The sequence below is a fragment of the Candidatus Eisenbacteria bacterium genome, assembly GCA_035712145.1.
GTDB lineage: Bacteria > Eisenbacteria > RBG-16-71-46 > RBG-16-71-46 > RBG-16-71-46 > DASTBI01.
In genome coordinates this window covers 1-12,357 of sequence record DASTBI010000219.1, presented here as the reverse complement: position 1 = coordinate 12,357, position 12,357 = coordinate 1, and the positions used below count along the sequence as shown (strand labels likewise).

Genomic DNA, 12,357 nt, shown 5'->3' with positions numbered 1-12,357 from the left:
GTGCGCAAAGCCGACGGAATCTACCATCTCCGAAGCAGTTGGGCCAGGACCAAGGGCCTGGCGCATCGAGCCCGAGCTAAACGACACATCGAGCGCAGCTTAGGACACCGGCCCTGCGACCTCGCCCAGCCGCCGGCGCGTCTCGGCCACGTCCACCTTCATCGCTTCCACCAGATCGTCCGCCGATTCGAATTTCTTCTCCGCTCGCAGCCACTCCACGAATTCGACCTCGATCTCGGCGCCGACCAGGTCCCCGCTCCAGTCCAGCACGAAGACCTCGAGCTGCCGCTCCCGGCCTCCGAAGGTGGGGCGCGCCCCGATGCTCATCGCCGCAGCGTGGCGCTCCGGCCGATCCCCGAGCCGCGCCCATACCGCGTAGATCCCGTCGGAGGGAACCAGCTTCTCCTCGTGGAGCCGCAGGTTCGCCGTGGGGAAGCCGAGCGTTCGCCCCATGCCGTGCCCGGTGACCACCGTGCCGGCGAGCGTGTAGCGCCGTCCCAGCAGACGCGATGCCTCGCCGACGCGTCCCGCCGCGAGGAGCTCGCGGATCCGCGTGCTGCTCACCGGCCCGCCATCCAGCTCGAGCAATGGGACCGGGTCGACCTCGAAGCCCATCTCGCGGCAGATCTCGGTCAGACGCTGCACGTTCCCCGAGCGTCCACGGCCCAGGGCGAAATCGCGTCCGACCACCAGAGCCACGGGATGAAACGGCGCCAGCAAGTGCTCGCGCACGAACTGCTCGGGCTCGAGACCCGCCAGCTCGCGGGTGAATGGGATCACGTGGAGCTCATCGACGCCCATCGCCAGCAGCCGCTCCCGCTTTTCCTGGAGCGGCGTGAGCGGCGCCACCCAGCGGAAGCTGCCCGGCCGGAGCACGACCTCGGGATGCGGGTCGAAGCTGACCACCACGCAGCGCGCATGGCTCTCGCTTCCGCGCGCGAGCGCACGTTCGAGGATGGCGCGATGGCCGAGATGGAGCCCGTCGAACACACCGATCGCCACCACCGCCGGCCCCTCACCCACACGCGGACCCTGGAAGCGCGCACCGCCTCCGCTCATCCGCGTGGCTCCGACAAGGCCTCCCAGGGAACGCCTTCGTGCCGCACGCGCCGTCCGGTGCGCACCGCCCAGGGGAAGACCACGTGCGGACAGACGTACGCTCGATCGGCCGAATCCGACGCGGTCAGCTCGCCGAGCGCCAGCGCCTTTCCGGATTCGTCGCGCAGCACCACCGATCGCTCTCCTCCGCCCACCGGGGCCTGCCCCGGATCCACCAGGGGACGTCCTCCCATGCCGGCCTCGAATGCCGCGGGCTCGTCGAGCTCCACCGAAGGGAGAATGCGCAGCGCCTCGTCGAGCGGGATTCCTCCCTTCGCGATGACTTCGGCGGGAGTCAGGCGATCGAGATCCTCGACCGTCGCCGAGCGCTCGATTCCAAAGGGCTCGCTGCGAGTCCTCCGCAGCCGGGTGAGGATGGCGCCGGGGCCGAGCGCCTGACCGAGATCGTGGATCAGGGTCCGGATGTAGGTGCCTCCCGAGCAGCGAATGCGGAAGGCGGCTTCGGGAAGCGATATCGAAAGCCACTCCCACTGGAGCACGCGCACGCGCCGAGGCGCGCGCTCGACGTCGAGCCCCCTGCGCGCCAGGCGGTGGAGCCGCTCGCCGCGGACCTTGAGCGCCGACACCATGGGAGGCACCTGCTCGAGCTCGCCGACGAACGCAAGGGAAGCCTCGCGCAGCCGGCTCTCATCCAGTGCCATGGTGGAGCGCCACTCGAGCACCTCGCCTTCGGCGTCCTGGCTGGAGGTGATCACCCCGAAGGACGCGACGCCCTCGTACGTCTTCTCGCCCCCCTGCCAGACGGGAATGGCGCGGGTCGCCGCGCCGAGCGCGACCAGCAGCAAACCCCCGGCGCCCGGATCGAGCGTGCCGAGATGACCCGCCCCGGGACTCTTCAGGCGCCGGCGCACCTTGACCACCACGTCGTGCGAGGTCGGACCGGGCGGCTTGTCCAGCGCCAGCAATCCGACGAAGGGCGGCACGAGAGCGCCGCTCACGATCGTTCCTCGTCCTCGTCGATCGGCTTGCCCTCGGCGATCTTGCGGAGCAGCTCGTCGACGCGGGCCCCACGCTCGATCGAGTCGTCGTGCAGAAAACGGATCTGCGGCACCTCGCGCAGCTCCAGCCGCGGAGCGAGCTGCCGCCGCACGAATGGCGCCGCGGTCTGGAGCGCGCGCAGCACGTCCTCCACCGGCGTGCTCGACGCCAGCACGCTGACGTAGATGCGCGCGTACGAAAGATCCGGCGTCACCTCCACGTCGGTGACGCTCACCATGCCCGAGACTCGGGGGTCTCGGACCTGGTTCTCCAGGATGTCGGCCGCTTCGCGCTTGATGCGCTCGGCGACCCTTTCCGGCCGCACCCTCATGAGCGATTCTCCTGCCAGTCGAGCAGCTGGGCCTCGAACGTCCCCTCGACGAGGTTACGCACCACCTGGAGGAGCTCGTCAATCTGCCGTGATTCGCCCGACACCACGGCGACTCCAAGGGCGGCCCGCTGCCACAGGTCGTGGTAGTCGACCTCGGCCACCGAGGCCTGGGCGCGCTGGCGGATACGCTCCTTGAGGGATCGCACGACCGAGCGCTTGTCCTTGAGCGAAGTGGCTGCGGGAATGTGCAGCTCGATGCGAACGATCCCTACGAACATCGATGCCAGCCTGGACCCTGGGGGCCTCTAGGGTCTCTACGAGAGACTGCGGGCGTGCTCCTCGACGGTGAATGCCTCGATGACGTCGCCTTCGCGGAGATCCCCCGTCCCATCGAGTCCGATGCCGCACTCGAACCCGCTGGTGACCTCTTTGACGTCGTCCTTGAACCGCCGCAGTGAGCCGATCCTGCCGGTCCACACCGCTTCGCCTTCGCGCATCAGGCGGACCTTCGCGGTGCGCGGGATGGACCCGTTGGTCACCATGCATCCGGCGATCGCCCCCCCCTTGGAGAGCTTGAAGACCTGCCGAACTTCGGCGGCGCCCAGCACGACCTCGCGCTGCTCGGGCTTGAGCATGCCTTCGAGCGCCAGCTTCACGTCTTCCACCGCCTTGTAGATGATGTCGTAGAGACGGATCTCGACGCTCTCGCGAACCGCGAGATCGCGTGCCTTGGCATCGGGCTTGACGTGGAAGCCCACGACGATGGCTCCCGAGGCGGCCGCCAGCAGCACGTCGGACTCGGTGATCTGACCGACCGCCTGCCGGATCACGCGCACCGCCACCTCGCTGGTGCCGAGCCGCGTGAGCGACTCCGAGAGCGCCTCGACCGAGCCGTCGACGTCGCCCTTGATGATGAGATTGAGCTCGCTGACCTGGCCCTGCGTGATCTGGCTGCGGATGTCGACCAGCGAGATCGCCTTCTGCGCACGGAACTCCGACTCGCGGTGGAGCGCCTGACGCTTGGCCGCGATGTCGCGCGCCTCGCGCTCGTCCTGGAAGGAGCTGAAGAGATCGCCCGCCGCCGGCGTGCCGCTCCAGCCGAGCACCTCGACCGGCGTGGACGGTCCTGCGGCCTTCACGGCGTGGCCACGCTCGTCGAACATGGCCCGCACGCGCCCCGAGTTCTTGCCGGCCACGAACGGATCGCCGACCCGCAGCGAGCCGTTCTGGACCAGCAGGCTGACCACGATGCCCCGCCCCTGCTCGACCCGCGCCTCGAGCACCACGCCCTTGGCGCGGCGCGAGGGATCGGCCTTGAGATCGAGCAGCTCGGCCTCGAGCAGGATCATCTCGAGCAGCCGGTCCATGTTGGTGCCCTTCTTGGCCGAGATCTCGACGCACACCGCCTTGCCGCCGTACTCCTCGACCACCACGCCGTGGGACGCCAGCTCCTGCTTGACGAGGTCCGGCCGCGCAGCGGGAAGATCGATCTTGTTGATCGCGACCACGATCGGCACGGTGGCGGCCTTGGCGTGGTCGATGGCTTCGACGGTCTGCGGCATGACCCGGTCGTCCGCCGCCACCACCAGCACCACGATGTCGGTGACCTGAGCGCCGCGGGCTCGCATGGCGGTGAAGGCCTCGTGGCCGGGCGTGTCGAGGAAGCAGATCTTGCGGCCGTTCGGCAGCTCCACGTCGTAGGCGCCGATGTGCTGGGTGATGCCGCCCGCCTCTCCGGCGATGACGTTGGTCTTGCGAATGTAGTCGAGCAGCGAGGTCTTGCCGTGATCGACGTGTCCCATGACCGTGACCACGGGCGCTCGCGACACCCGGGTTTCCGAGGACTCCTCGGGCTCCTCGGCGCCGTCCTGCTCGCCGTACTCGGCCGCGAATTCGACCCCGAAGCCGAACTCGTCGGCCACCGTCTGGATCGAGTCCTTGTCGAGCCGCATGTTGATGGTGGCCATGAGCCCGAGCCGCATGCAGGTGGCGATGACCTCCTGCGGTCGCACTTCCATGAGATTGGCCAGCTCCGCCACCGTGATGAACTCGGTGGGGTGAATGACCTTCACTTCCTCGAGCGCGACGTCTCCGCTCTCGTCCTCGCGACGGCGATGCCGCCGGCGCGTGGAAGAGGCGTCGAGGCTCGCGAGCGTCTTGCGAACGCTCTCGCTCACCAGCCGTTCGTCCACCGCCTTCTTCTTCTTGCGGTCGCGACGGCGCGGACCGCGACCGCGATCGAAGCCCGAAGGCCCGCTCGGCGTGGGACGCGACGGGGTCGCGGGCCGCGCCGGCGTCGACGTCTGAGCCTGGCCGGCCGGTGGCGCGGGCGCCGCGGCCACGGCGGCCGCGACGCGTGCACGCTCTTCGCGCGCCCGCTGCAGCTCCAGCTCGTGCTTGCGGGCCTGTTCTTCCTTGACCACGGCGGCCTTCTGCGAGATCTCGCCCTTCACCTTCTCGACGATCTCGACCGCCACGGTGCTCATGTGGTTCTTCACTTCGGCGCCCAGCCGGCGAACGATCTGCAGCACCGCCTCGCTGGACATGCCGAGATCCTTCGCCACCTCGTAGACGCGCGGCCGCTTGACCTCGGGAGTTTTAGCCACGGACTTCCCCTTCCTGTTCCTCGGCAGGGGTCGCCACCGGCGCCGCGCCGTCTTCGGCGGGGCTCGCGCTCTCCACCGGACGGTCGGCCTCGGCCTCCGTCTCGGCAGGGGCCGCTTGAGCCTCCATCTCGGGTGTGAACTCGAGCTCCGCCGCCGGCGGCGCCACGGGATGGGCCGCCAGATATTCGTGACCGGCGGCCAGGATGCGCTCCGCCGTCTTCTCGCCGATGCCCGGAATCTCGGTCAGGTGCTGCAGCGAAGCCGCGACCAGCTCCTGCACCGTCTCGATGCCGGCGCTGATGAGCTTCTCGGTGGTGGCTTCGCCGAGCTCGAGCTTCTCGACCTCGACGCGCGTCGACTTCTGGATCTCCTCGCGCTTCTTCTGGTCGGACTTGGAGACCAGGTCGATCTTCCACCCGGTCAGCCGCGCGGCGAGGCGCGCGTTCTGGCCGCCCTTGCCGATCGCCAGCGAGAGCTGGTCGTCGGCGACCACCACCAGCATGCGCTTGTCCTCGTCGTGCACCTTGACGTCCATGACCTTGGCGGGCGACAGCGCGCGCGACACGAACACCGTGGGATCCTGCGACCAGGGCACGATGTCGATGCGCTCGCCGCCCAGCTCCCGCACGATGCTCTGCACGCGCGAGCCCTTGAGACCGACGCACGAGCCCACCGCGTCGACCCGCGGGTCGGTCGAGTACACCGAGATCTTCGAGCGGAACCCGGCTTCCCTCGCCACCGCCTTGATCTCGACGATGCTCTCGGCGATCTCCGGCACCTCGCTCTCGAAGAGCCGGCGCAGGAAATCGGGATGCGTGCGCGACAGGATCACCTGCGGGCCCTTCGCCGACTTGTCGACCGCGATCACCACCGCGCGGACGTAATCGCCCTGGCGGTGATACGAGCGCGGGATCTGCTCCCGCGCCGGCAGGAAGCCCTCCGAGTGATCGAGCTTGACGATGACGTTGCCGCGATCGACCTGCTGGACCACGCCGCGCACCAGGATGCCGATCTTGTCCGCGTACTCCTTGTAGACACGCTCCCGCTCGGCTTCGCGCACCCGCTGGATGAGCACCTGCTTCGCGGTCTGGATGGCATTGCGTCCGAACTCCGCGATCGAGAGCGGGAAGGTCAGGATGTCGCCCACGCGCGCGTCCGGCTTGAACGTCCTGGCCTGCTCGACGGTCAGCTGCAATGCCGAATCCTCGATGGTCTCGACCACGGTCTTGCGCAGCGCCACCGAGATCGAGCCGGTGTCGTTCGCGAACTTGACTTCGACGTCCGCCGTCGCGCCGTGCTTCTTGCGCACGGCCGAGGCCAGCCCCTGCTCCAGCGTCTCCACCAGGAGGGCGCGGTCCACGCTCTTCTCGCGCGTGATCTGGCTCAGCGCATCGAGAATCTCGTAGTTCATCGCCGCTCTCCCGTTCGTTGCTTCGCTTCCGCCCACGGATCCACCACCAGATGGGCGTCCTTCAGCTGGCTCCACTCGAACCAGTGTTCCTGACCGTCGTCGGTCCTGAGACCGGCCCGCGCGCCTTCGGGACCGAGGATCTGACCTTCGTAGTGCCTCCGGCCTTCCACCGCCTCATAGGTGGTGAAGGCCGCTCGCTGCCCGACGAATCGGGCGACGCTCTCCAGCGACGTCAACGGCCGGTCGATGCCGGGTGAGCTGACCTCGAGCGAGTAGCGGCCCTGGACTGTCTGGTTCATATCGAGACAATCCGAGAGCCTCCGGCTGAAGGCCGCGCAGTCGGAGACGCGCACGCCTCCCGGGCGGTCGAGCAGCACTCGAACCACGCGCCGCCCTCCCAGCACCAGCAACTCGACGTCGACCAACTCGTAGCCTTCTTCCTCGGCCAGCGTATGCGCGAGCTGGCGCACCTCTTCCCGTACTTCCACTCGACACTCCCCGGAAAAGACAAAAACGGAGTGGTCGCAGCAACCCCACTCCAACCCGGCACATTAACGGAGGGGTCCAATTCGGGCAAGCGCTATCCCCCCCGGCCCGCCGGGAAAGGACGTGCCGGAAACCCTACTCCTGCGCGGGAAACAGCGCCCTATGGGGCTTTGGCGAGCGGGCTCTGGTAGACCAGCCAGGCCGCCACGCGGGCGACCTCGGCCAGGCTCTCCGGCGCGACTTGATCGGGAAGATCCTGGGTGGTGTGCCAGGCGGGATAATCGAAGTCGATGACGTCGACCGCCGGGATCCCGGCATCCAGGAGCGGGATGTGGTCGTCGGTCATGTGATAGCGCGGCTCGTCGAAGAAGTGCTGCGCGCGCACCGCGCGGGCGGCGGTCACCACCAACGACGCCAGGCTCGCCGCGCGCTCGACCGAATTGATCTCGGGATGGATGGCCAGATCGCGGTCGCCGACCATGTCGAAGAGGACGGCGGCGCGTGGCTTGGTTTCCAGTCGCGCCGCGTAACCGCGCGCGCCGCGCGAGTACGTCTCGGCCTGGCTGGTCCGGCCCTGGTCTTCGCCGTCGAAGAACACCAGCTCGATGGTCCGCGGCGGGGGTCGCTTCGCCAGCAGCTCCGCGACTTCGAGGAGCACCGCGACGCCGGATCCGCCGTCGTTGGCGCCCGGAACCGGCATGCCTCGCCGCGCGCTGTCGGGATCCTGGTCGGCGATGTGGCGGGTGTCGTAATGCGCGCACAGGACCAGCGGCGGACGATCGGCGCCGCGCTTCGGTTCCCAGCGGCCGATCAGGTTGGTGAGCGACTCCGGAGCGCCGAGCGTGGAGTCGACGAAGGTCTGGAGCCGCACCTGGCCGCCAAGACGGGCGAGCTCGGCGGCGATCCACTGACGCACGGCGCGGTGCCCTGGAGTCCCGGGGATGCGCGGACCGGCATCCACCTGGAACACCACGCGACGATGGGCGCGCGCACCATCGACCGGGAAGTCGGCGTCGGCGCAGGCCGAGGGCAGGACGGCGAGCGTCAGGACCCACGCCCAGCGCCCGCGCGGCCGCATGCGTCTAGAAGGTGAATTGCGCTCGCAGCTCGACGCGCACGCTGCGGGTGACCTGCCCGATCACCAGATTTCGATTCTGCCCGAAGCCGAGCTCGAGGTTCCCCGTGAGGTTGTTGCTGAAGGAGTAGCCGCCCTGCGCGTTGATCGAGACGCGGTCGCGGGAGACCTGGTTCTGCACGCCAACCTGTCCGTCCTGCTTCGTCTCGCCCGACTGCCGCTCATAGGCCCCGGAAAGGCCGAGGTTCACGTTGCTCCGCACCGTGGTCTCCTTGCCGAGGATCGACACCTTCTGCCCCTTCGAGTACGCGCGATTGAGACTGAAGTTCAAGTTGGTGTTGCGGTCGGTTTGTATCGAGTGCCCGATGAGGCGGTTCTCGGTCTGCGTGATCCGGCGTTCGATGCGCACGAGCGCGCGAGTCCCGTTCTTCAGATCGCCTGCGACCTCGATCAGCGGCTGCCACTGGCTGCTCGAAGACACGTTCGTAGGCTGATCGCTGTTCGCGAAGTCGATCACCTGCGAGCGACTGTACGCCGTCTTGAGCCGCGGGTTCACCAGGAATGTCTTGAGGCCGATCAAGTCGGGAACGCGGCCGTAATTGAAATCGAGCTCGGGGAAGCGGATCCGGTTGCTCTTGTTGGGCACGCCGTTCGACTTGCTCTGCACCTCCGAATAGTCCCCGCGGGTGAGCAGAGTGGCGCCGAAGCCCAGATCCAGCGTGGTATTGCCCCCTGCCCGCCACTCGGTGCGCTCGTCGCTGCGGTTGCCGAAGTCGGCCCGAACCGCGTTGGTGGTGTCGGAGAAACCGGGGTCCTGCTTGAATCCCATGAGGTAGAACAAGTCCGGCGTTCCGCGCATCCTCGAGTGTCCGCTGTTCGAGGCGAACGACGCGTCCGTGGTCACCGGACCGAGTCTCGACATGAACCGGCGCCACAACGGGACACCGCGAGGCGCGGAGCTCGTCGGGCGGCTTCCTCCCGAAAGCCCGGCGGCCAGCGAATCCCTGCCCCCAGGCGGCTGAGGGGGACTCGGGGCGAGTGGCTGGTTCTTCGGGAACTTCAGCTGGTCGAAGGGCAGCGACCAGCTCGCGCTCATGGTCTGGCTGTTGGTGATCGCGCGCACCTCCAGGCTGGGAGACAGCTCGGGCCCGTTGTTCTGGCCGTAGCGCGCGCTCCACGAAAAGTTCGGATTCAGCCACGGCCCGTACCTCTGGGTCTGGAAGCGGGCGTCCATCTGCTGGCTCCAGTTCACCACGCGCCCCATGTTGATGGAGCCGATGCGCTCGGTGAACTGCCGGGGCAGCTGGAGATTCCGGTTGGCATTGAAGCTGTGGTGGAAGAAGTCGAAGGGGCGCATGTCGGCGCCGAAGTTGATCCCCGCCTGACGACCGGAGGCATTGCGCAGCGGAATGCGCACGCCGTTGCTGTCGGGCAGCCGCTGGAAGCTGATGCCTTGCGCCTCCTGCATGGAGTAGTTCCAGTAGAACCGCTCGGGCAGCGGGAAGAAGCTCGCCTTGGTGAGGGGCAGCGGAACCTTGAGCATCTGGCGCGGGGCGACGCTGTAGTTGACCTGCGCCTGCGTCGACCGCGAATCGTCGGTCGTGACCGGGTTTCGGCTGTCGGTCCGGGCGTGGCTGATGTTGCCGCTCAGCCCGGCGAGCGTGAGCTTGACCAGAGGATTGATGCGGTCGCTCCAGGCGCGCGAGTAGCTCGCCGAATACGTCCGCGACTCCGAGTACGTGTCGCTGGCTTCGGCCAGCGGGCCCGTCCTCACCACGTCGTCGCCCGCCGTGTAGCGGGGCTTCGATCCGCTGCTGTTGAAGCTGTAGTTGATGGGCAGCAGGATCCGCGTGGACTCGAAGAAGCGATGGAGCTCGAATCCGGTCTGGAAGCTGAGCTGATTGTTGGAGCTGCCGATGCCCCGCGTCTCACCCACCTGCTGGAAGTTCTCGTCGCGTCCGTTCCAGGCGAGGTTGTACGTCATCAGGTTGGCGAACCGGCCATTGACGTTGACGCGCTGCGCGCGCCCCGGGTCCTTGGCGATGTCCGCGCCGCGCAGCTCGTCGAGCCAGAGCTGACCGGTCTGGAACCGTTTTCCCGAGTTGTTGATGACGCCGAACGAGATGCGCCGTAGCCGGGTGAAGGACGGCCGGCCCTTGATGACGTATTCCTCTCCCGGCTGCTTGCCCGGCGCCCGGTAGAGAATCTCCCCGGTCGTCGGAAAGTCCGGGTTGAGCTTCAGATTCGAGAGATCCGTGAGGTTGAGCGTGACGCGCCGCCACTGGATGCGCTGCGGAGAGGACGAGGGCGGCATGCGCGAACGGTACTCGTAGTAGCTGGTCCCCTTCTCGTCCGACGCGAAGCGCACGAAGTAGTCGAGCGCGTCCCCGACCGGGTCGTAACCGCCGGGGCCGTCGATCTCGAATCCCGCGGCGTAGAAGTCGAGCTTCCCGTAGCGGCTGTAGTCCTCGTCGAGCGAGAAGGTCTTGTAGGCCTCGAGCGTGTCCGGGAAGGCCAGCTCGGTGAACTCCATGGCCATCGACTGCTCGCGGCGGGTGACTTCCTGATTGCCGCTCCGGGTCTCCCCCGGGTCGAAGGGGGGAACGTAGACGTCGGCGTTGTCCACGCTGTTCACGCTGTTCAGCGTCATCGTGGTCCCGCCCTCACGCGTTTTCGTGTCGAGGTCGGAAGCCACCCACCGGCTGCCGACGATCTCGATTCCTCCGATCACGAGGAACGGCCGCCCGTCGTGCTTGCCCTCGCTGTCGTCGGGAAGTTCCGGGGGGTCGACCTCGGTGACGTCCTCGAGCCACAGGCGAACGTGCTTCGAAAGGCGCAGGTCGGGAGCGCCGAACGTCGTTCGCAGCGAATCGCCGATGGGGATGCGGTAACGGCGCCAGCCGTTGTCGATGGGGATCGGATCACCGTCGCGGTAGCTTGCACCGGGCCTGTAGACCTCGGTCACCAGGTAGCGGTGGAGGCTGTCCCCCAGGTCGATCGTGTACTCGTAGTAGTCCTGCTTGGTGTCCAACGTGCGGCCGCCTTCCAGGCTCTCCGAGTCCGGCAGCGGCCGGATGTTCTTGTTCCCCTCGGTTCCATTAGTGTACCGCCACTTCCGGGGGGCCCAGTCCGTGTAGTTCGTATTCGGCTGGGCGAAGTCGTCCCCTTCAGGGTCGAACGACGTAACGGTCGTGAGATCCGGCCCTTCGTTCGGGGCGACGGCCAATGTCTCGGGAAGCGATCCAGGAAAATCGAGCGCCGTCTCCGGGGACAGCCGATTGTCGAGCCCGGTGTCCTCGTTCTTTTCGTCCGTCACCACCAGCTGATCGTCGTAGGGCGCGCGATCCTCCGAATCGAGAAGCTGTGTGTTGGGCGGAATGTTGGGCGCCCTCTGCTGGTTCTCGGAGACCCTCCCGAGATCGATGTGGAGCTTCACGTGCTTGCCGCGGACCCGGTCGACCGGGAACGCGCCGCGGCTGTTGTGAAAGTCACGGAAGTCGTTCACCCAGAGCTCGATGAACTGCGAGCGGGTGAGGTCGATTCCGTTCGGGTCCAGGAGGTAGGTGAGCCCCGCCCAGAGCGGCTGGACGGGAGGCTCGTATGCTTTCGGTCGCCTCGGCAGCGAAAGGGCCAGAACCTGCCGGGAGTTCTGGGCCCCCTGGGCATCGTCGAGCGTGGGCTTGAGGTCGCGCTCGTGGACCACGTTGAGCGGCGAGTACCAGTGGAGCTCGACGTTCTTCTGGAAGGCGGGCAGGGCGGGATCATCGATCAGCTGGGTTGTCCCGGGGTCCCGCAGCGGAATGCTGGTGAGCGTCCAGCGCTGGGGGCCGAGCGAGAGGGAGACCGCGTCGCGCACCCCTTCCATGTCGTCGATGAAGATCTCGTTCTTGGTGTTCGGGTTGGGCAGGGACCCTCCCACCTCGGCCTGGATGTTCAGCTCGGAGGGTGTGGAGGTGCGGACCAGGGGCAGCAGATCGACCAGCCGGGTGACCCAGCTCGGCTTGAAACGCCACTCCGTGTTCAGGTCGCCGATCATGACCCGCGAGGGCTCCTCGCCCAGTCGCGGCCGCTGGTCCTGGGCGCCCTTGCTCTCGTACATGAAGGCGCCGCCGAAGCTCTTGTCGCGGCCTTCCCAGCGGAAGGCGTTGCCGATCAAGGTGCGCCCCGCCTGCTGGAAGAGCGGCGCGTAGGAGTAGTCGATGTTGAGATTGTCGGAAGGTCCGAGCTGGCGGATCAGCGTCACCCGCCCGAGGTCGTAGTCGATGTTGTAGTCGCGGCCCCTCGCCAGCGGCTGTCCGTTGATCGTGACCACGTCCGAGCCTTCGATGATGTTGGTGCGCCCCAGCGTGAT

Annotated in this window: 9 protein-coding genes; all 9 read right to left on the bottom strand. The window is 67.6% G+C overall.

The features are described from left to right. Positions 1 to 99 precede the first annotated feature (99 nt). Positions 100 to 1,059, bottom strand: a complete 960-nt coding sequence (locus VFQ05_15335; protein HET9328139.1) for a bifunctional riboflavin kinase/FAD synthetase — start codon at positions 1,057 to 1,059, stop codon at positions 100 to 102. Next, on the bottom strand, positions 1,056 to 2,057 hold the full coding sequence (truB, locus tag VFQ05_15330; protein ID HET9328138.1) for a tRNA pseudouridine(55) synthase TruB: 1,002 nt from the start codon (positions 2,055 to 2,057) through the stop codon (positions 1,056 to 1,058). The genes VFQ05_15335 and truB overlap by 4 nt, the downstream gene beginning before the upstream one ends. Continuing rightward, positions 2,054 to 2,428 carry a 30S ribosome-binding factor RbfA gene (gene rbfA, locus VFQ05_15325; protein HET9328137.1) on the bottom strand — a complete coding sequence of 125 codons (375 nt, stop codon included), beginning with the start codon at positions 2,426 to 2,428 and terminating at the stop codon, positions 2,054 to 2,056. Before rbfA ends, truB begins: the two co-directional genes overlap by 4 nt. Next, a complete protein-coding gene (locus VFQ05_15320) occupies positions 2,425 to 2,706 on the bottom strand; it encodes a DUF503 domain-containing protein (GenBank protein HET9328136.1) in 282 nt (93 codons plus the stop codon). The genes rbfA and VFQ05_15320 overlap by 4 nt, the downstream gene beginning before the upstream one ends. Positions 2,707 to 2,742: 36 nt before the next feature. Further along, entirely contained in the window at positions 2,743 to 5,034 is a 2,292-nt protein-coding gene (gene infB / locus VFQ05_15315; protein ID HET9328135.1) for a translation initiation factor IF-2, read from the bottom strand. Then, the gene (nusA, locus tag VFQ05_15310) at positions 5,027 to 6,445 is read right to left on the bottom strand and encodes a transcription termination factor NusA (protein HET9328134.1); all 1,419 of its coding nucleotides are present in this window, start codon (positions 6,443 to 6,445) and stop codon (positions 5,027 to 5,029) included. Before nusA ends, infB begins: the two co-directional genes overlap by 8 nt. Next, the gene (gene rimP / locus VFQ05_15305; GenBank protein HET9328133.1) at positions 6,442 to 6,933 is read right to left on the bottom strand and encodes a ribosome maturation factor RimP; all 492 of its coding nucleotides are present in this window, start codon (positions 6,931 to 6,933) and stop codon (positions 6,442 to 6,444) included. Before rimP ends, nusA begins: the two co-directional genes overlap by 4 nt. 158 nt (positions 6,934 to 7,091) lie before the next feature. Further along, the gene (locus tag VFQ05_15300; protein ID HET9328132.1) at positions 7,092 to 8,009 is read right to left on the bottom strand and encodes a M28 family peptidase; all 918 of its coding nucleotides are present in this window, start codon (positions 8,007 to 8,009) and stop codon (positions 7,092 to 7,094) included. A gap of 4 nt (positions 8,010 to 8,013) precedes the next feature. Then, positions 8,014 to 12,357: cell surface protein SprA (gene sprA, locus VFQ05_15295; protein HET9328131.1), on the bottom strand; the 4,344-nt coding region annotated here is incomplete at its 5' end.

Coding starts and splice junctions, on each gene's coding strand:
- rbfA (HET9328137.1), bottom strand. CDS start 2,428: ATGAGGGTGCGGCCGGAAAGGGTCGCCGAGCGCATCAAGCGCGAAGCG.
- VFQ05_15335 (HET9328139.1), bottom strand. CDS start 1,059: ATGAGCGGAGGCGGTGCGCGCTTCCAGGGTCCGCGTGTGGGTGAGGGG.
- nusA (HET9328134.1), bottom strand. CDS start 6,445: ATGAACTACGAGATTCTCGATGCGCTGAGCCAGATCACGCGCGAGAAG.
- VFQ05_15320 (HET9328136.1), bottom strand. CDS start 2,706: ATGTTCGTAGGGATCGTTCGCATCGAGCTGCACATTCCCGCAGCCACT.
- VFQ05_15300 (HET9328132.1), bottom strand. CDS start 8,009: ATGCGGCCGCGCGGGCGCTGGGCGTGGGTCCTGACGCTCGCCGTCCTG.